Origin of the sequence: Planobispora rosea (genome assembly GCF_014648175.1) — a bacterium.
GTDB classification, from domain to species: domain Bacteria; phylum Actinomycetota; class Actinomycetes; order Streptosporangiales; family Streptosporangiaceae; genus Planobispora; species Planobispora rosea.
This window is the reverse complement of sequence record NZ_BMQP01000034.1, coordinates 1-19,305: the sequence shown is the minus strand read 5'-3', so window position 1 is coordinate 19,305 and position 19,305 is coordinate 1. Positions and strand designations below refer to the sequence as shown.

16 protein-coding genes are annotated in these 19,305 nt (G+C 71.7%); 9 read left to right on the top strand and 7 right to left on the bottom strand.

The window, feature by feature from the left end; all coding sequences use genetic code 11:
• Nucleotides 1-108: 108 nt before the first annotated feature.
• Nucleotides 109-1,935, bottom strand: a complete 1,827-nt coding sequence (locus IEZ08_RS27985; RefSeq protein ID WP_189243308.1) for a serine/threonine-protein kinase — start codon at nucleotides 1,933-1,935, stop codon at nucleotides 109-111.
• A 312-nt stretch (nucleotides 1,936-2,247) separates the two neighbouring features.
• Between IEZ08_RS27985 and IEZ08_RS27980 the strand changes: the two genes are divergently transcribed.
• Entirely contained in the window at nucleotides 2,248-3,921 is a 1,674-nt protein-coding gene (locus IEZ08_RS27980) for a flavin monoamine oxidase family protein (RefSeq protein ID WP_068921401.1), read from the top strand.
• Nucleotides 3,922-4,106: 185 nt separating this feature from the next.
• Here the strand turns inward: IEZ08_RS27980 and IEZ08_RS27975 are convergent, their stop codons facing one another.
• The 3 genes from IEZ08_RS27975 to IEZ08_RS27965 all read right to left on the bottom strand — a co-directional run bounded on the left by IEZ08_RS27975 (nucleotide 4,107) and on the right by IEZ08_RS27965 (nucleotide 7,818).
• The gene (locus IEZ08_RS27975; protein WP_203863504.1) at nucleotides 4,107-5,654 is read right to left on the bottom strand and encodes an APC family permease; all 1,548 of its coding nucleotides are present in this window, start codon (nucleotides 5,652-5,654) and stop codon (nucleotides 4,107-4,109) included.
• 226 nt (nucleotides 5,655-5,880) lie between these two features.
• The gene (locus IEZ08_RS27970; RefSeq protein WP_068921403.1) at nucleotides 5,881-6,246 is read right to left on the bottom strand and encodes an STAS domain-containing protein; all 366 of its coding nucleotides are present in this window, start codon (nucleotides 6,244-6,246) and stop codon (nucleotides 5,881-5,883) included.
• 60 nt (nucleotides 6,247-6,306) lie between these two features.
• Nucleotides 6,307-7,818: an LCP family protein gene (locus IEZ08_RS27965; protein WP_189243307.1), complete on the bottom strand. Its 1,512-nt coding sequence runs from the start codon at nucleotides 7,816-7,818 to the stop codon at nucleotides 6,307-6,309.
• Between the two features lie 98 nt (nucleotides 7,819-7,916).
• Here IEZ08_RS27965 and IEZ08_RS27960 point away from each other — a divergent pair, with 98 nt between their 5' ends.
• Nucleotides 7,917-8,948 carry a glycosyltransferase family 2 protein gene (locus IEZ08_RS27960; protein WP_203863506.1) on the top strand — a complete coding sequence of 344 codons (1,032 nt, stop codon included), beginning with the start codon at nucleotides 7,917-7,919 and terminating at the stop codon, nucleotides 8,946-8,948.
• A 19-nt stretch (nucleotides 8,949-8,967) separates the two neighbouring features.
• Here the strand turns inward: IEZ08_RS27960 and IEZ08_RS27955 are convergent, their stop codons facing one another.
• Entirely contained in the window at nucleotides 8,968-9,801 is an 834-nt protein-coding gene (locus tag IEZ08_RS27955; protein WP_229803567.1) for an IspD/TarI family cytidylyltransferase, read from the bottom strand.
• A 293-nt stretch (nucleotides 9,802-10,094) separates the two neighbouring features.
• On the opposite strand from IEZ08_RS27955, the gene IEZ08_RS40365 reads away from it, so the two are divergent.
• From IEZ08_RS40365 to IEZ08_RS27920, 7 genes are all read left to right on the top strand, one after another.
• On the top strand, nucleotides 10,095-11,672 hold the full coding sequence (locus tag IEZ08_RS40365; RefSeq protein ID WP_068921405.1) for a CDP-alcohol phosphatidyltransferase family protein: 1,578 nt from the start codon (nucleotides 10,095-10,097) through the stop codon (nucleotides 11,670-11,672).
• 101 nt (nucleotides 11,673-11,773) lie between these two features.
• Nucleotides 11,774-12,409, top strand: coding sequence for a DUF5941 domain-containing protein (locus IEZ08_RS40360; RefSeq protein WP_068921406.1), 636 nt, complete (start codon nucleotides 11,774-11,776; stop codon nucleotides 12,407-12,409).
• A gap of 123 nt (nucleotides 12,410-12,532) precedes the next feature.
• Nucleotides 12,533-13,267: a phosphocholine cytidylyltransferase family protein gene (locus IEZ08_RS27940; protein ID WP_068921407.1), complete on the top strand. Its 735-nt coding sequence runs from the start codon at nucleotides 12,533-12,535 to the stop codon at nucleotides 13,265-13,267.
• A 5-nt stretch (nucleotides 13,268-13,272) separates the two neighbouring features.
• Nucleotides 13,273-14,313 (top strand): iron-containing alcohol dehydrogenase family protein, encoded by a 1,041-nt coding sequence (locus IEZ08_RS27935; RefSeq protein WP_068921408.1) that lies wholly within the window; start codon nucleotides 13,273-13,275, stop codon nucleotides 14,311-14,313.
• Nucleotides 14,291-15,058, top strand: coding sequence for a CDP-alcohol phosphatidyltransferase family protein (locus IEZ08_RS27930; protein ID WP_068921409.1), 768 nt, complete (start codon nucleotides 14,291-14,293; stop codon nucleotides 15,056-15,058). The genes IEZ08_RS27935 and IEZ08_RS27930 overlap by 23 nt, the downstream gene beginning before the upstream one ends.
• Nucleotides 15,059-15,254: 196 nt before the next feature.
• Entirely contained in the window at nucleotides 15,255-16,136 is an 882-nt protein-coding gene (locus IEZ08_RS27925) for a glycosyltransferase family 2 protein (protein WP_068921410.1), read from the top strand.
• 29 nt (nucleotides 16,137-16,165) lie between these two features.
• A complete protein-coding gene (locus IEZ08_RS27920) occupies nucleotides 16,166-17,062 on the top strand; it encodes a sugar kinase (protein ID WP_068921411.1) in 897 nt (298 codons plus the stop codon).
• Between the two features lie 71 nt (nucleotides 17,063-17,133).
• Here IEZ08_RS27920 and IEZ08_RS27915 read toward each other — a convergent pair whose 3' ends face one another.
• Both IEZ08_RS27915 and IEZ08_RS27910 read right to left on the bottom strand, forming a co-directional pair.
• The gene (locus IEZ08_RS27915; RefSeq protein ID WP_068921412.1) at nucleotides 17,134-17,871 is read right to left on the bottom strand and encodes an acetoacetate decarboxylase family protein; all 738 of its coding nucleotides are present in this window, start codon (nucleotides 17,869-17,871) and stop codon (nucleotides 17,134-17,136) included.
• Nucleotides 17,856-18,986 (bottom strand): glycosyltransferase, encoded by a 1,131-nt coding sequence (locus IEZ08_RS27910; RefSeq protein WP_068921413.1) that lies wholly within the window; start codon nucleotides 18,984-18,986, stop codon nucleotides 17,856-17,858. Before IEZ08_RS27910 ends, IEZ08_RS27915 begins: the two co-directional genes overlap by 16 nt.
• Nucleotides 18,987-19,305: the final 319 nt, after the last annotated feature.

Sequence of the window (19,305 nt, the reverse complement as noted above, 5' to 3'; positions counted from 1 at the left end):
TCCGATCGACACGGGCCACAAGATTTTTCTGAATTTTCTTTCCGGGGTCCACTCACGCGGTGCGGCGGGGCGGATGACCGCGGGCGGGCCCGTACGGCCTCCGCCCCGTCACCGCGCCCGGTGGACGCTGAAGTCGTCGAAGGAGACGGTGAGGACGTCGGCACCGCCCTCCGGCACCTGGGCGATCACACCGGCCTGGCTGTTGCCGTCGCCGGGCAGGCCCCGGGCGTCGGTGACGTCGAGCACCCGGGTCCCGTCGACCCAGAAGGTGAGGCGGGTCCCGGCGTCGGTCCGGCGGCACGCGGCCCGCAGACGCACCGTCTGCCCCACACCCGGCGCGTCCGCCCGTACGGCGGGCGTCACGTTCAGGCGGTCGCCCTGCGCGGTCCTGACGACCCGGGCCGTGCCGTCGAACCCGAGGAGGAACTGGTATCCGTTGGGCACGTTCTCGTCCCACCAGCACAGGAGCCCGAGCGCGCCCGTACCGGTCGAACCCTCCCGCACCTGGGCGGTCGCCCCGACCAGCACGTCGCGCTCCGGGGACGACAGGGCGACCGGCGTCTTGGCCGGGATCGGGGAGAGCGCGGGACTGGTCGGGTAGGAGGAGTCGGCCCGGAGCGAGAAGACCCCGCGGCCGATCTCGTGGCCCCGGTAGGTGCGTTCCTCCGGCGGGCCGTCGGGGTTGAAGGTGTAGCCGTCCCACCCGGTCCGCTCGCTGAAGTCGTCGACGTGCAGCGGCGTGCCCGCCACCTCGGACGCGGGGTCACCGGACCCGGACCCGGGCCGCAGGACGAGGACCGCGACCGTGACCACCAGCGCCACGGTGACGGCGGCGGCCCCCCAGATCCATCGCCGCGCCCCCGGACGGCCGGGGGCCGGGTTCTCCGGCGGGACCCGGGTCTCCGGCTGGGCGTGCGGCTCCAGCCGGGCCCGTGTCTCCGGCTGGACCTGGGACTCCAGCCGGGTACGGGTCTCCAGGCGGGTCTGTGCTTCAAGCCGGGGCCGAGGTTCCGGCGGGACCCGGGTCTCTGCCTGGGTCTGCGTCTCCGGCTGGACCGGCGCCTCTGCCCGGACCTGTGCCTCGGACCGGGCTCGCGTCTCCGGCCGTCCCAGGAGAGCCGCGCCGCCGCCTCCGGTGTCATCCCCGATCAGGCGCAGCAGCACCTCCCGCGCGGTCGGGCGCAGCTCCGGATCCCGGGTCAGGCAGGCCGCCACCACCTCCCGCAGGTCGTCCGGGAGCGAGGGGAGCGCGGGGTCGGCGTGCAGGATCCGGTACATGATCGCCGGAACGGTGTCCTGCCCGAAGGGGGCCTCCCCGCCCGCCGCGTAGGCCATCGTGGCGGCCCAGCTGAACATGTCGGAGGCGAAGTCGACACGGGCGCCGGCCACCTGCTCGGGCGACATGTACGCGACGGTGCCGACCACGTGCCCGGTCGTCGTGGCGGCCGTGTCCAGCAGCCGGGCGATCCCGAAGTCGATCACCCGTGGCCCGTCCGGCCCGAGCAGCACGTTGGGCGGCTTGACGTCCCGGTGCACGATCCCGGCCTGGTGGACCGCGGCCAGCGCGGTCACGGTGCCCACCGCCAGGCGCCGCAGGGCGCCTCCCGTCCGCGGCCCGCCGGTCTCCACGGCGGTCTTCAGGGAGGGGCCATCGACGTACTCGCTGACGATGTACGGCCGCTCGCTGTCGAGGTCGGCGTCCAGCACCTCCGCCACGCAGAACGACGACACCTGCCGGATCAGCTCCGCCTCGCCCGCGAAACGCCGCCGCCGGACCGGGTCGGAGCTCGCCGCGGCGTGCAGCGCCTTCACCGCCACGGGCGTCCCGGCACGGTCTTCGGCGAGGTAGACCGTGCCCTGCCCGCCCTCGCCCAGGCGGCCCAGCAGCCGGTAGTCGCCCAGCTGCTCCGGATCACCCGGCTGGAGGGGGTTCATCGCCGCTCCCGTTCATGACATGGAGCGGCACCGTGGACGCTCCATCACGAAGCGTGGCAGGAAACGGTCCCCACGGGAAGCCGGTTGCCCTCTTGCCGGACGTCGGAGTCCGTCCCGAGTGGTGCACCCGCCCTCCCCCCGGCCTTCCCCGCCCTCCGTTCGGTTCTCCGCCGGGCCTCCGCACCGCCGGGTCCGCGGTTGTGCGACAGAGTGTCACCAGATCCTCCCCATCGGTTACTGCCTGCGGATTGTCCGAGACGGCACCGGATCCGCAAGCTGATCGGCAACACGATCAGAAAGGCACCACCCCCCATGCCGCGAACGTCCTCCCTCCGCGCGCTCCAGCGCATCGCCGCCGATCACCACGCCGCCCGCCGTCTCGGCCTCCCCGTCGACGAGCTGCGCGGCCTGCGCGCCGAGGCGGCGGCCGAGCCCGATGGCATCGCCCGGCGCGAACTGCTCAGGCGGGCCGCGCTCCTCGGTCTCGGCGCGGCAGCCTTCGGCGCACAGGCCGCGACTGCCCGTACGGCCCGCGCCGACACCGTCACCCCGCAGGCGGGCCGGCTCAAGCCCGCCCGCGTCGCCGTGATCGGGGCGGGCATCGCCGGGCTCACGGCGGCGCTCACCCTGCGGGACGCCGGGGCGACGCCCGTCGTCTACGAGGCCAACCCCTCCCGAGTCGGCGGCCGGATGTACTCCCAGCGCTCGCTCTGGGCCGGCGGCCAGACCTCCGAGATCGGCGGGGAGCTGATCGACGTCGAGCACAAGAAGATGCTGGAGTTGTGCCGCCGCTTCGACCTGCCCACCCGGAACTTCGCCGGGGCCGGGCCGAACGGGGCCGAGGAGATCCTCCACGTCAACGGCGCCTACTATCCGCGCTCCCAGGCCGACGAGGACTTCAAGGACGTCTACCACGCCCTGCACTCCGACCTGATGGCGGCTGGCGAGGTGATGTGGAACCAGACCACACCCGAGGGTACGGCGCTGGACAACATGTCGATCCGGGAGTGGATCGACTCACGGGTGCCCGGCGGCTACGCCTCCGACCTCGGCCGCTTCCTCGACGTCGCCTACAACGTCGAGTACGGCGCCGAGACGGTGGACCAGTCGTCCCTGGCGCTGGTGCTGCTGATGGGCTACCAGCCCAACCCCGGACACTTCAACGTCTGGGGACTGTCCGACGAGCGCTACCACATCGTCGGCGGCAACGACCAGCTGCCGCAGGCGATGGCCGCCTCGCTGCCGCCCGGCTCGCTCCAGCTGGGGTGGGAGCTGCTGGCCGTACGGGCCAACTCCGACGGCACCCAGACGCTCACCTTCGACGAAGGCGGCACCACCAGGACCGTCACCGCCGACCACACGATCATCACCGTGCCGCTCCCGGTCCTGAAGGGCCTGGACCTGTCGCGCGCCGGGTTCGACACCCGCATGACGAACCTGCTGCGTGACGCGCGGATGGGCCACGTCACCAAGCTCAACATGCAGTTCTCCGCCCGCACGTGGCTGGGGACCGGCCCCTGGCCGGGGGTGTCGGCCGGTGACTGCTTCACCGACCTGCCGTTCCAGCAGTGCTGGGACACCACCAAGGACCAGGCGGGCACGACCGGGGTGCTCATCCAGTACGGCGGGGGCGACGCGGCGTTCGCGCTGAACCCCGCCACGCCGTTCCCCACCCACACCGACGCCTACGTGCGCACCCTGGTGCCCACGGTCCTGACCCAGATCGACAAGGTCTTCCCCGGAACCAAGGCCAAGTGGAACGGGCGGGCGCAGCTGTCGGCCTGGCACAGGAACCCCTACGCGCTCGGCGCCTACTCCTACTGGCCCGTCGGCTACCTGCACCGGTACGCGGGCTACGAGGGAGTACGGCAGGGCAACGTCCACCTGGCCGGGGAGCACTGCTCCTACGACTTCCAGGGCTTCATGAACGGCGGCGCCACCGAGGGCGAGAGGGCGGCCGACGAGGTCATCGCCGACCTGCGGTAGACGTCCCGGCGGGAGCGGGCCGTCACGGTCCGCTCCCGGACCTCCCGGACGAGCGCGCCCGGTCTTCACGAAGACCGGGCGCGCGCCGTGCCGGGAGACCCGCGGGTCCCCGGGAGAGAAGGCTTCCCCGGGGAGAGAAGCTTCCCGGAAGGCTCCTCCGGGAGAAGGCTCCTCCGGAGAAGACCTCAGCTGTCGACGGTGTCCTGCAGAGTCGGCCGGTCGACGGCCGCTTCCTCGGCCGGGTCGCGCTCGGCGGTGTCCTCCAGGACGATCCGGCCGATGATCGCGTACTTCTCCGGGTTCCTGAACCGCAGGTAGAGCGCCAGGGCGGCGCCGAGCACGGCGAAGCCGAGCACGATCCACGGGATCAACGTGAAGAACAGGGACTTGGAGGCGTCCCCGGCCGCGGTCTCCTGGTTCTGGAAGAGCAGCAGCACGACATAGGCCATCGCCAGGCCGCCGGCCAGCGGGGCGAGCAGGGTGCGCCACCAGGAGGCGGTCTCGGGATGCTTCTTCCTGACGTGGAAGTAGCCGACGACCGCGAACGAGCACATGGTCTGCACGATCAGGATCGCCAGCGTGCCCAGCACCGCGAGCAGCGTGTAGATGTGCAGGTAGGGGTCCATCCCCGCGAGGGCGAACGCCGCGATGAGCACGATCGAGATGCCGGTCTGGACGAATCCGGCGATGTACGGCGAGCCGTGCCTGGGGTGGGTCGCCCCCAGGGTCCGGCGGGTGCCGGGGACGAGGTCCTCGCGGCCGATGGCGTACAGGTAGCGCGAGGCGCAGTTGTGGAAGGCCATCGAGCAGGCGAACGAACCGGTCAGGATGAGGACCTTGAACAGGTCGACCGCCCACTGGCCGACGAGCTCGCCGGTCGGCACGAAGAAGATCCCGGCGTACTGCTCCGCCGCGATCTCCGGCGCCTTGACGCCGTTGGCCGCCACCGTCATCCAGGAGACGAAGGTGTAGAACAGGCCGATGCCGACCACGGAGACGAGGGTCGCGATCGGGATGATCCGCTTGGGGTCGCGGGACTCCTCGCCGTACATGGCGGTGGACTCGAAACCGACCCAGGACCAGAAGCACATGAACAGGCCGAGCCCGACGGCCCCGCCCGTCAGGCCCGTGGTGGTGAAGGCGTTGGCCGGGTTGAGGGTGCCGGCCATCAGCCCGTCCGGCCCGCCGCCGTTGAGCAGGGCGGCGACGGCGGTCAGGCCGAGCATGAGGATCTCGGTGATCAGGAAGACGCCCAGGACCTTCGCGGTCAGATTGATGTCGAAGTAGGTGAGGATCGCGTTCAGGGCGAGTCCGAGGGCGGCGAACCAGAGCCAGTGGACGTCCACTCCGGCCAGGCTCTTGAAGGTGTCGTTGGCCGAGTAGGCGAAGAAACCGATGATGGACGCCTCGAAGACCACGTAGGCCATGGTCGCCAGCAGTCCGGCGACCATGCCGGCGACCTGGCCGAGGCCGTGGGAGATGTAGCCGTAGAAGGCGCCGGCGGAGGTGATGTGCTTGGCCATGGCCACGTACCCGACGGAGAAGATCGTCAGGACCGCCGTCGCCACGAGGTACGCCGCGGGTACCCCGAGCCCGTTGCCGAAGCCGACGACCATCGGGACGTTGCCGGTCATGGCGGTGATGGGGGCGGCGGTGGCGACCGCCATGAATATGACGCCGGTGAGACCGACGGCGTCCTTGCGGAGCCGGCTGATGCCTCCGGCCGCTTCCACGGGCCTCTCAGTGATGCTCAATCGCGTGCGCCCTTCTGTAACCAGCGCCTGACGGGGGGATGGCGGTGATGATGGCATTCACGCAGGGCGACGAGATAGAGGCATTTCTCCCGAAACGCTTACGAGATGTCAGCCTCACGGAGGCGCGCGCGGGCATGTGAGGGTCCGGAGACATCCGCGAGAAACGGGCGGCGATCCGGCGTCATGGACGAGACGGGCGCGGCTTTCAGGCGGCGGCGTCGAACGCCTCGTGCAGGGTGCCGCAGGTCTCGAAGTGACGGTCGAGACTGGTGATCGCGAGCAGGCGAGTGATCATCCCCGGGGTGAGGACGAGGATGAGGCGCCCCTGGGAGTTCCGCAACTTGGTCAGGGCGCCCACCAGGGTTCCCAGTCCCACCGAGTCGCAGAACGGCACCTGGGTCAGGTCCATCACCAGGCAGGGCCGGTGCCCGGTCTCCAGCTGCCCGGTCTCCAGCACCCGGTCCACCTCGGCCCCGAGGCGGGGGGCGACGGTCATGTCCAGCTCGCCCGTCGCCCGGATAACCACACATGGACCGTTTTTCCATGTCTGGACGTCGAATGCCGGAATCATGCTCGTCACCTCCGTCTGCTGTCTCCACTGCCCCCGCTGGCAGGCGTTATGCGACTTGGATTACTTTTTACAGATGTTCTGCGTCGCGGTTCTCGCCGTCGGCGTGGCGACCGGAGAGGCGGCGGGGGTGGGCGCCGCCTCCTCGACGGTGACCTTCTTGACCTGCGGATGCTTCCGGCCGACGATGACCTCGATCCGGTCTCCGAGATCCTCGATCGGGCGGACGTCCGCGCCCGGGAGGGCGGCGGCCAGGGTCCGGGCGGAGTCCTCGCGGCCGGGGCCGTAGCGGATGACCGTCTTGTCGTGGTCCCTGCGCTGGGTGTCCCCGGCGGGCTCGGGCACGAGGAAGCCGGCCTTCAGCAGGTCGTCCCTGGTGCGTCCGCCGAGACCGGTGATCAGGGTGCCGTTGAGGACCTTGACCGCGATCCGCGAGGGCGGCACGGTCAGCGGAGCGGTCGAGGGCGTCGGGGTCGCCCCGGCGGGCTCGGGGGTCGCCGACGGCTTGGTCGACGGCTTGGCCGACGGCTTGGTGAGCTCCTCGTCGGCCGCGATCCGCTGGAACAGCTGGCGCGCGGCGGGCTTGTCCCAGAGCACCGCGGACTCGCCGGTCGGCGTGCGGTAGTCGACGTCGGCGAGCGGCACGGTGGCGAAGGCCACGTCGTCGGTGGAGACGGTCTTGAGCTGGTCGGCCAGGCCGAGCAGGTTCCCGCGGAGCGAGTCGTCCACCCGGAGCGTGCCCAGCGTCGTGTTGACGAAGCTGGTGAGCTTGACCGGGTTGGTCAGCGTGTCGCTGCTCAGCGCCTGGTTCAGCAGGGCCGAGATCACCTGCTGCTGGCGGTCGATCCGGTCGAGGTCGGAGCGGGCGGTGGCCCGGGTGCGGGCGTAGGCGAGGGCCCTGACGCCGTCGAGGGAGTGGGTGCCCGGCTGGAGCTGCAGGGCGGTCTTCGGGTCGTTGATCGCGACCGGGGTGCAGACCGAGATCCCGCCGAGCGCCTCCACCACGTTGATGAAGCCGAGCACGTTGACCTCGACGTAGTGGTTGATCATCAGGCCGGTGGCGTTCTGCACCGTGCGCACGGCGAGCTTGGGACCGCCGAGCTGGTAGGCGGCGTTGATCTTGTGCTCGCCCTTGCCGGGGACGGTCGTCCAGGTGTCGCGGGGGAGGCTGACCACGGTGACCTTGCGGTGGTCCTCCGACAGATGGATCACCATCATGGTGTCGGTGCGCTCGCCGCTCTCACGGCCCAGCTTGAGCTGGTTCTGCTGCTTGCGGGTGAGGTCGTCGCGCCGGTCCACGCCGACGAGCAGGATGTTCATCGCCCCGGTGGACCGCGATCCGGGCACGCCCGCGTCGACGGACTCGATCTTGCTCGCCGCGTAGTTCGGCACCGACCACGCGGCCCCCGAGCCGATCAGGACCAGGCCGGAGAGCGCCCCCGCGACGATCAGGTTGCGCCGCCGGGAACGAGCACCCCGGGCGGACCTGTGGTCACGCCGCGGAGTCACCCGGACGACGCCGTAGGCGTCGCCGCCCACGTGCACACCCGAGTCCTCGTCTTCCGGGTCGCGCATCAGCCCCCCTACGGGTGTGTCCGGCTCTGGCCAGAGTCCGTTCAGGCTCCAACATGGGTCGATGAGGTACCCGTTCGTACAGTAGCGTGAGCGACGCCATGAAGCAGTTCCCCGACTCGCCAGCGCCGGCCCCGTCTTCCGAGTCTTCCAAGACGCGTGTCTGGCCCCCCATCTCCGTCGTCATCCCGGTGCTGAACGAGGAGCGCCACCTGCGGGAGGCGGTTGACCAGGTCCTGTCGCAGCACTACGAGGGGCCCATCGAGGTCGTCCTCGCGATCGGCCCCTCACAGGACCGCACCCAGGAGGTCGCCGACGCGATCGCGGCCGAGGACCCCCGCGTGATCGTGGTCCCCAACCCCACCGGTCGCACGCCCAACGCGCTCAACGCCGCCATCGCCGCATCCCGTAACGGAATCGTCGCCCGGGTGGACGGTCATGCCATGCTCCCGGAGAACTACCTCCGGATCGCGGTGGAGACACTGGAGGAGACCGGCGCCGACAACGTGGGCGGCATCATGGCCGCCGAGGGGATCACCCCCTTCGAGCAGGCGGTCGCCCGCGCCATGACCTCCAAGATCGGCGTCGGCGGCGCCCGGTTCCACACCGGCGGCACCGCGGGCCCGGCCGACACGGTCTACCTGGGGGTGTTCCGCCGTGAGGCGCTGGAGCGGGTCGGCGGATACGACGAGCACTTCCAGCGCGCCCAGGACTGGGAGATGAACCACCGCATCCGCCAGACCGGCGGCCTGGTCTGGTTCCAGCCCCGGATGCGGGTCTCCTACCGGCCGCGCCCGAACCTCAAGGCCCTCGCCAAGCAGTACTTCCACTACGGCCGCTGGCGGCGCGTGGTCGCCCGCACCCACGAGGGCACGATCAACCTGCGTTACCTGGCACCGCCGATGGCGGTCCTGGCCATGCTCGCGGGTCTGGTGGTCTCGCCGTTCTTCTGGCCGGGTCTGCTGATCCCCGGCGGCTACGCCGCGGCGATCCTCGCCGGCTCGGCGGTGACCGGCAGCGGCCTGCCCCCCGCCGCGCTGGCACGGCTCCCGCTCGTCTACGCCACCATGCACATCTCCTGGGGCTGGGGCTTCCTCACCAGCCCGCCGAGCCTCGGCAAGCCGGACGCCTGACACGGGAGGGGCCGGAACGTCAGCTGTCCGGCCCGCCCGAGCCGTCGTCGGACTCGGAGCCGGACCCGGACTCGGAGCCGTCGCCGGAGCCGTCGTTGTCGCCGGAGCCCGAGCCGGAGCCGTGGCCGAGGCGCAGGAGCGTCTCGGCGACGAGGACGTCCACCGGGTGGGTGACCTTCATGTTGCGCTCGCTGCCCGGCACGATGTGGATCGGCACGTCGGGCAGGTAGCGCAGCACCACGCCGCAGTCGTCGGTGGCCTGCCGCCCGGCGAACCCGGGATCGGCGAAGGCCCGCTCGTAGGCCTCGCGGATCAACGGGAGCCGGAAGCACTGCGGCGTCTGGGCGCGCCAGATCCGGGCCCGGTCGGGCACCTCGCTGACGACTTCCCCGTACGGCCCCGGCGTGGTCACCACGACCGTGTCGGAGCTCGGGATCGCCACCTCCACGGCCGCGTGCGTGCGCAGCGCCGCCACGCACTCGGTGATGATGCGCGGCTCCAGCAGCGGGCGCGCGGCGTCGTGCAGGAGCACGTCGCAGTCCTGCCCGTCCAGCGCCCTCAGCGCCCGCCAGGTGGTCTCCGTACGGCTCGCACCGCCCTCCAGCACCCGGCTGACCTTCGTGAACCCGTTACGGGCGACGAGCCGTTCCGCCTCCCCGGTGAAGCCCGGCGCCATCATCACGATGACCTCGTCGATCTCCGGGGCGGTGTCGAACGCGGCGATCGCGTGCTCCAGGATCGTCTTCCCGGCGATCTCGATGAGCTGCTTGGGGGTGCCCCGGCCGACCCGCTGGCCGACCCCGCCCGCGAGGACGACTCCGACGGCGCGGCGATGGGGTTCACGAGCGGTCAAGGCGGGCTTCCTCCGGGAGAGGGGCATCGGTGCGGAAGTCGGTGCAGGGAGTCGGGTGGTCGATCGGGGAGTCGGGTGGTCGATCCGGGAGTCGGTGTAGCGCGAGGGTAGCGCTTCCGGGGCAGCGCGCCGTACGGCGGCCGTCGTGCCGGTCGTACGGGCGCGGAGGGGATGGACCAGCGGGGATGTGAGTGACCGTCGCGTCATCCGTGATATCGCGTCAGGATCTCGCTACGCTGGGTGCGCGCTCCCCGACTCGTGCGGCGATCCCATCGGATGCGAAGGAGCTCCGCTTGCACGACACCACGTCTTCTTTGTCCTCCCTCTCCGGGTCCGCCACCCCTCGGACCTCCGCCGTCGTCCTCGCCACCGCCGCCGCGACCACGCTGCGCTGCCACGAGGGCACTCTGCTCGACCGGCTGACCGGTCAGCTGTCCGAACTCGCCGTCGAGGATGTGCACGTGGTGGGCGGATCCGGCGACGTCGTCCACGCGTCCGGCGGGGCCTGCGCGACCGGCTCGGAGGGGTCGCGCGGGATCGCCGACGACCTGCGCCGGATCGCCCGGGTGGCGCGCGGCTCCGCGGGGCCGGTGGCCGTGCTGGCCGGAGACCTGGTGGCCCACACGGAGGCGCTGGCCGAACTCCTGGACCATCCCGCCCGCGGCACCGGTGCGATCGTGGCCACCGGCGGCGCCCCGGAGGGCCCGCTGCGTCCGCCGGTCCGCGTCGAGGACGGCCGGGTGGTCTCCGCGGGCAGCTCGTTCCACCAGGTGACCGGCGCCAACGGCACCTTCCGCGGTGTCCTCCGGGTCGGCGAGGCCGATCTCGGCGGCCTCGCCGCGACCGCCGAGCACCTGGCGGAGCTGGCCGAGGCGGGGTTCCTCGGCCGGGTGGACGGCTCCGAGGCCGGTCACCTGCTCCTGGTGGGACTGGTCCGCTCGGGCGTCGCCGTCCGCGCGGCCGGGACGGGGGAGCTCCACTGCGACCGGGTGGCCGGGCAGGTCGCCGCCGAGGTGGCACTCGCCCGGATGGCCGAGGCGGACGTGACCGGGGCCCGGCTGGACGCGGCGATCAAGAGGGACGACGGCTTCTTCACCACCTACTTCGTCAGCTCCTGGTCCCGGTACCCGGTCGCGCTCGCCGCCTGGTTGCGGCTGACGCCGAACGCGGTCACCGGGATGTCCGTCGGCCTGGCCGTGCTGGCGGCGGTCTGGTTCTCCGCGGGCACCCGCGCGGCGATGATCGCCGGGGCGGTCCTGTTCTACCTGTCGTTCGTGCTCGACTGCGTGGACGGCCAGCTCGCCCGCTACACCCGGGTGTTCTCGCCGCTCGGCTCGTGGCTGGACGCCACCTCCGACCGGGTCAAGGAGTACGCCGTCTACGCGGGCCTGGCCGCCGGCTACGCGGTGACCGCGGGCCCGGGTGCGCCGGCCCGGGAGATCTGGGCGCTGGCCACGGGCGCGATGATCCTGCAGGCGCTCCGCCACATGATCGACTTCTCCTACGACGGGGCCCGCTCCGACGCCGTCCGGGCCCGTGCGGCGCGGCCCGCTGCGGCCGTCCCGCTGACCGCCCGGGCCGACACGGGCAGTTCGCTGGTCCCGGCGCAGGCGCCGCCCCTGGGCGACTCCGCCGGTCCCGGGACGGGCGAGACCGGTGCGGTGGCGCGGCTCTCGCGCCGCCTGGAGCGGGACGCCTTCACCCGATGGCTCAAGAAGATCGTCATTCTGCCGATCGGGGAGCGCACGGCGTTGATCGCGGTGACCGCCGCGGTCTCCGACGCGCGGGTGACGTTCGCCGCGCTCATCGGCTGGGGCGGCCTCGCGGGGCTCTACACGCTCGCCGGGAGGATGGGCAGGTCGCTGGCATGACGAAGACGCCTTCCGGACCTTCCGGACCCTCTGAACCTTCAGGGCCTTCCGGGTCCTCCGAGCCTTCCGGACCCTCCGGATCCCCCCGGTTCTCGGCGCGCATGACGCAGGTGCCGCGCAGCGCCGTGGCGGCCTACCGCGACGACGGGCCGGCGTCCCGGATGATGGGCAGGCCGGTGTCCGGGCAGCTGCCCCCGCTTCCCCCCGTGCTCGTCGGCGTGTTCGTCGCCGGCGTGCTCCTGGCCCTCGGTGGGGCCGGGACCGACGGCCTGACGGCGTTCGCCCCGGCGGTGGCGTTGCTGCTGGCCGGTCCCGGCAGCTCGCACCCGCACGGCGGGCGGCTCGACTGGCTGGTCCCGCCGATCCTGCGCCTGGCCGAGTACGGCTTCACGGCCGCGGCCGGGTTCGCCCACGGGGTGCCGCCGTGGCTGGTCTTCACGCTCCTCGGCGCGCTGGCCTTCCACCACTACGACGTCGTCTACCGGGTGCGTCAGCGGCTCTACCCGCCGACCTGGCTGGCCGTGGCCGGGCTCGGCTGGGACGGGCGGACGCTGCTGCTGAGCCTGGGCGGTCTCACCGGGCAGATGACGCTGCTGTTCGCGCTGCTGGCGATCTACCTGTGGGTGTTGTTCGGCTGGGAGAGCCTCACCTGCTGGCTGGCGACGTCGCGCCCGGAGACGGACTCCGTCGGGCTCCCAGGGCTCCGCGGACTCCGGGGGCTCGGCGCGGACGACTGAGCGGCTCGGCACACAGATCGAGAACGCCCGGCAAACCTCGGATTACACGATCAGGGGCCAAAGGCAACTAACCTTTGGGCCAGGAGTGCCCGCAGAGGGGCTCATTCGAACGAGGAGTGCACGTTGCTGGGAATGGTGCTGGCCGCCGGGGCCGGACGACGCCTGCGGCCGTACACCGACACGCTGCCCAAGGCGCTCGTGCCGGTTGACGGTGAGACCACGATCATGGACATCTCGCTGCGGAACCTCGCGGCGGCCGATCTCCGCGACGTCGTGGTCATCGTCGGATACCAGGCGCAGGCCGTACACGAGCGCAAGGCCGAACTGGAGCGGCGGCACGGTGTGAAGCTCACCCTCGTGCACAACGACAAGGCCGAGGAGTGGAACAACGCCTACTCCCTGTGGTGCGCCCGCGACTACTTCGACCAGGGCGTGCTGCTGGTCAACGGCGACACGGTGCACCCGGTCTCGGTTGAGCACACGCTCCTGTCGGCCCCGGTCACCAGCGACATCCTGCTCGCGGTGGACGACGTGAAGAAGCTCGCCGACGAGGAGATGAAGGTCACCCTCGACGAGAACGGCCACCTGAAGCAGATCACCAAGCTGATGGACCCCGCGTCCGCGGCGGGTGAGTACATCGGCGCGACCCTGATCCGCCCGGGCGTCGGCGGGCGCCTGGCCGACGCGCTCCAGGCCACCTTCGAGCGCGACCCGCAGCTCTACTACGAGGACGGCTACCAGGAGCTGGTCGCCCGCGGCGAGAAGATCGCGGTCGCCCCCATCGGCGACGTCGCGTGGGTCGAGGTCGACAACCACGACGACCTCGCGAAGGCGCGGGAGATCGCGTGCCGATACTAGCCAGGATGCTGCCCGCCCCGCTGACCATGGAGGTACGGCGGGGCGCCATCGCGCAGCTCGGCTCGCTGCTGGCCGACAGCCGGGTGGCGACCTCCGGGCGGGTGGCGGTGGCGGTGGGCGCCGGTCAGGGGGACAGGATCGCCTCGGTGATCGCCCCCTCCCTCGGTGAGGCCCAGGTCTTCCGGGTGGCCGACGGCTCGGTCGACGCGGCGGTGACGCTCGGGGCCGACCTGCGCAAGGGCGCCTACGAGGCGCTCGTCGGCATCGGCGGCGGCAAGACGATCGACGCGACGAAGTACGCCGCGTCCCTCGCGGGGATCCCGATGGTGGCGGTGGCCACCAACCTGTCGCACGACGGGATCTGCTCGCCGGTGGCGTCGCTGACCCACGAGAGCGGCAAGGGCTCCTTCGGCGTTCCCATGCCGCTGGCCATCGTCGTCGACCTCGACTTCGTGCACGACGCGCCGCCGTCGCTGGTCCGCTCCGGGGTCGGCGACGTGGTGAGCAACCTGTCGGCGATCGAGGACTGGCAGCTGGGCAACGCCGAGCGGGGCGAGCCGATCGACGGCCTCGCCTGCTCGATGGCCCGCACCGCGGCGGAGGCGGTGATCGGCAGGCGTGACTCGATCGAGTCCGATGCTTTCCTCACCGTTCTGGCTGAAGCGCTCATCCTGTCCGGAATGTCGATGGTCATCGCCGGGTCATCCCGGCCCTCCAGCGGCGGGGACCATGAGATCCTTCATGCCGTGGACCAGCTCTTCCCCGGCACCTCCAACCACGGCGAGCTCGCCGGGATCGGTGCCGCCTTCTGCTTCTTCCTCCGCGAGGACGAGCGGCGGCTGACCCAGGTCGTCGAGTGCCTGCGCGGACACGAACTGCCGGTCACCCCCGGAGACGTCGGGCTGACCGCCGAGCAGTTCACCGCGGCGGTCATGCTGGCGCCCTCGACCCGCCCCGGGCGCTACACGATCCTGGAGCACCTGCGCCTGTCGGAGTCGGAGATCAGGGATCGGGTGGAGGACTATGTCCGGGCCGTCGGTCGCTGAGCTGCGCGCGGTCGCACAGCCGCACTCGACCATGGACCGCGCCAGCGGTGAGCACTGGGCCGGCGTGCTCTACATGCGCAAGCTGTCGATCTACGTCACCTGGTTCCTCGCCAAGACGCCGATCACGCCCAACCAGACCACCTGGCTGATGATCCTGTTCGGCCTGGCGGCGGGCGGCGTCATGGCGCTGCCCGGTCTCGGCGCGGCCGTGGGCGCGGCCGTGCTCATCCAGGTCTACCTGCTGCTCGACTGCTCCGACGGGGAACTGGCCCGCTGGACGGGGCGCACCTCCATCACGGGCGTCTACCTCGACCGGGTCGGCCACTACTTCGCCGAGGCGGCCCTGCTGATCGGGCTGGGCTTCCGGGCCTCCGGGACCCTCCCCGACTGGTACACCGTGGCGGGCTTCGCGGCGGCGCTCGGCGCGATCCTCATCAAGGCGGAGACCGACCTGGTCGACGTGGCCCGGGCCCGTTCCGGGCTGGTGGCGGCGACCGAGGCCGCCGCCGGGCAGTTCCAGTCGCGCGGTCTGGGGCTGGCCAGGAAGGCCGCGGCGGCGCTGCGGTTCCACCGCATCGTCCAGGCGGTGGAACTCTCGCTGCTGGTGGTGGCCGCCGCGGTGTGGGACCTGGTCGCCGGGGGGCTCACCGCGACCCGGGTGCTGGTGGTGGCCTGCGTCGCGGTCGCCGTCCTGCAGACGGTCCTGCATCTGGTCAGCATCCTGGCGTCCAGGCGGCTCTCATGAGGAACCGGACGGCGTCGCGGTGCGTCGTAGGTGCGGACACCTCACTGTTCGGTGGGTGTTCGTTGACGGTTCCGATACGCTTGTCCTCTGGTGAACCCCGGAGCCACGCCTCCGTCAGAACAGCCCGACCCAGCAGACTCGGTGATCATGAAAGTATGTCCCGCACGTGCTCTCGACGCGTCAAGGCGATGACGCGTTGAAGATCTCGTGCGTCATCCTCACCATGGGCAACCGGGTCCCGGAGCTGGGCCGGGCGGTCGAGTCCGCCCTGAACCAGGACGACGGCGACGTCGAGGTGGTGATCGTCGGCAACGGGGCCGACGTCCCGGAGCTCCCGGTCACCGTGCCGCCGGGCTCGGGGGCCTCGATCAAGACCGTGCGGCTGGCGCACAACGCGGGAATCCCGGCCGGGCGCAACCGCGGTGTCGAGGAGTGCTCCGGCGACGTGGTGCTCTTCCTCGACGACGACGGGTGGTACGGGACGATGGACGTCGTCTCCCACCTGCGTGAGCGTTTCTCCACGGAGCACGACCTCGCGGTCGTCTCCTTCCGGGTGATGGACCCCGACGGCGGCGTCGGACAGCGCCGCCACGTCCCCCGCCTGCGCGCGGGCGACCCCGAGCGGTCCTCGCCGGTCACCACCTTCCTCGGCGGCGCCTGCGCCATCCGTCGCTCCGCCTTCCTCCAGGTCGGGGGCCTGCCCGAGCGCTTCTTCTACGCGCACGAGGAGACCGACCTGGCCTGGCGGCTGCTCGGCGAGGGCTACCGGATCGAGTACGACGCCAAGACGATCATGTACCATCCGCAGGTCCCGCCGACCCGTCACGCCGACTTCTACCGGCTCAACGCCCGTAACCGCGTCTGGCTGGCGCGTCGTAACCTGCCCTGGTCCCTGGCCATCCTCTATCTTCTCAACTGGGTGGTCCTCACCCTGCTCCGCGAACGCTCTCGTCCGGCCCTGCGTGCCTGGTTCAAGGGCTTTCGCGAGGGTCTGCGCGAACCCGCGGGGGAGCGCCGTCCCATGGGCTGGAACACGGCCTGGCGCATGCTCCGTCTGGGCCGCCCGCCCATCGTCTGATCCTCCGCACGGGAGGATCTTCCGTACGGATGTTGCGAAGGGGCCTCGACGTGGACGTCTACACCCTCGGCGAGGCTTTCGGTGTCGTCACCAGTGGCCGGGTCCGTCATGAGCACGAGGCACGACTGGACGTGACCGGAGCCGAGCTGACCGTCGCCATCGGAATGACCCGGCTCGGGCACACGGTGAGCTGGCTGGGCAAGGTCGGCGCGGACGAACTGGGCGTCAGAATCCTGTCGGTGTTACGCGGCGAGGGCGTGGACGTCTCCGACGCCCGCGTGGAGGAGGGCACGCCGACCGGGATGATCCTGAAGGAGTCGCTGATCGGACAGGCCGCCCGGCTCACCTACTACCCGACGGCCGTCCGGCTGGCGCAGGGGAACGTCCCCGTCGACCGGGTCACCCAGGCGGGCATCCTGCACGTCAGCGGTATCACCGCCGCGCTGAACGCGCGTGACGCCATGAACGCCGCGGTGCGGACCGCGCGGACCGCCGGGGTGCCCATCTCGGTGGCCGTCGATTACGACGAGCGGCTCTGGCCTGATCTGAAGGAGGCCGAGGAGATCCTCAACATGCTGGCCTGCGCCGCCGACGTGCTGTTCGTCCGGCAGTGCGAGCTGGACCTGGTCAAGCCCGCCCTCACCGGTGACCGGGAGGTCATCGTGAACCGGGGCACCCGGGGCGCGAGCGTGCGGGTGAACGGCGTGCGGCACGACGCGCCCGGTCTCGGCGCGCCCGTGGTCGATCCCGGCGGGTCGAGCGCCGCTTTCGTCGCCGGCTATCTCAGCGCGCTGCTGGAGCGCCTGCACCCCGCCGACCGCCTGCGCCGCGGCGCGCTGCTGGCCGCCTTCGCCGCCTCAGGCCCGAGCGACTGGCAGTCCCTGCCCACCAGGGACGAACTGCCCCTGCTGGACCTCGACAAGTAACCAACGACAAGTAACCGACCGGCCCGCCGCGGCCCGCCGCGAGGACTTCGGCCCCCTTCCCCGGCTCCCTTCTACAGCTCCTTCGCCTCGCCGAAGGACATCGCGGTCCGGGAGCAGGTGGCGGTCATCACCGCCCGCTTGGGCAGGCCCAGCTCGCTCAGCTCCCTGGCGACGGGATGGTTGCCGAGACGGACCAGCGCGCCGCCGGGGCGGACGCGGATCCCGCGCGGGGACGCGGTCCAGGGGATGTGCCGGGTGACGCCGTCCAGGTGGCTGTAGGCGTCGAGGGCGAACGTGGCGCCGGCGGCGGTCACCGGGACCCCGGGCCTGACCAGCAGGTCGATCACCAGGCGGTCGTCCTTGCGCACGATGCACCGCTTGTACGGCGAGGACAGCCGGAGATCGATGGCGGCCAGCTCCTTGGGGAAACCCCAGATCGTCCGCCCGGCCTCCAGGGTGAACCCCTGGTCGACGGGGAGCCAGTGGACGAACACCCCGGTACCGGACCGGCGCAGCTCCGCCAGGTTCCTGATCGGTCCCTTGGGGGACACCGGCCCCGACCCGGGCGGCCGGACCATGAAGGCGACCCCGAACTCGTGGTAGGTGTCCAGGTCGCCGTCCACGTAGTCGACGAACGCCAGCGAGCAGACGGTCCTGCCGGGCAGGACCTCGGCGATGTCCATCCCCGAGTACGCGATCACCGCCCGGGCCGCGTCGGCCCGCACGAGGTAGGCTGCGGTGCAGATCGTGGCATCCCGGACACGCACCGGCATGGCCACGTCGCGACCTTGGATCAGATGGCGTGCCATGGTTCAAGTAGACCAAGCTCACGGCCGCTCGTCACGGGTTTGCCCGCCCATTCCTCCAGCAGGCCGACGAAGCCCTCCGCCTGCTCGGGCCAGTCGTAGCCGCGTACCGCCTCGGCGTAGCCGCGCGCACCCATCGCCGAGGCCCCGCCGGGATCGTCCCGCAGCGCCAGTACGGCCTCCACCGCCGCGTCCACGTCCCCGAAGGGCACGACGACACCGCAGTCCACCCGGCGGACCAGGTCGGCCGCGGCCGGGAGCGGGGTCGTGACCACCGGGATCCCCCTGGACATGTACTCGACGACCTTGGCCGGCATCGCCCGGCGGTGGGCGGGGAGGTCGTGCAGGAACGACAGCCCGGCGATCGCCCCCTCGGCCATCCGCAGCGCGTGCCGGTGGGGGACGTGCCCGTACCAGTCGAGCACGCCCTCACGCTGCGCGTCCCGCAGCAGCGGCCGTACCTCGGCGTCGGCGGGACCGACCAGATCCAGCCTGACCCCGTACGGGGCGAGCCTCCGGGCCAGCTCGATCTGCTCGGCCACACCCCGTTCCCGGGAGATCCGGCCCACGTAGACGACCCGGTTCCGGCCCGGCGGGGGAGGCTGGCGCCGGGGCATGGGGGGGATGTTGAGGACCACGGGGTGCGGGGCGGTGAACCGCTCCCGGTGCGACTCCTCGGCCAGGATCAGGCGGAGACGGCGCTCGGCGCGGGCCTCGATACGGCGGACCAGCGCGGGCAGCGCCCGGCGCAGGAGGCCGGGGAGGCGGTCGTCGGCCACGAGGGACGCGGCGGTGTCACCGTGCACGTCCCAGACGGTGACGGGGCGGCGCCTGGGGAGCCGCAGCAGGAGTTCGATGTCGTGGACGAGCAGCAGGTCCGCGCCCTCGACCCCCCGCCTGAGCGCCCGCCGCGCCGCCCTCATGGCCCGCCAGCGACGCCGCCCCACCGCCCGGGGCACGTCCACGGCCCGGATCCCCGGATCCGGGGTGACGTTGAAGTCGGTGAAGGGCGCGACATAGGTGATCTCATGTCCGGCGTCGAGGAGCGCGCGGATCTGCCGATGCATGATCCGGGCGTCTTCGGGGTGGTGGACGATGGTCCCGACACATACCCTCATGCGCGAACCTGCCTTCCGGACGGGTGCGGCTCAGCAGCGATGCTAGGTACGACCTGGCACGACGGGCGGAAGTGCGAGTGTCCCGTACATGAACGAATCAGGTCATCCAGGTTTAGTACGGCTCGGCTGGCGCCGGTACGGCGTGCATCCAGGCAAGGGGCCGACGCCGGTACGGCGAGACGTAGGACGGCGGTGTTCGGCGCCGCCGTGCGGTGCCCGGCTCGGGCTGGGCGGGTGCTTCTCCGGTGGGAGCTTCGGTGGGGCTTCGGTGGGGCTTCGGTGGGGACATGGTCGTGCTGTGCGGGCGGGTTCTCCAGCC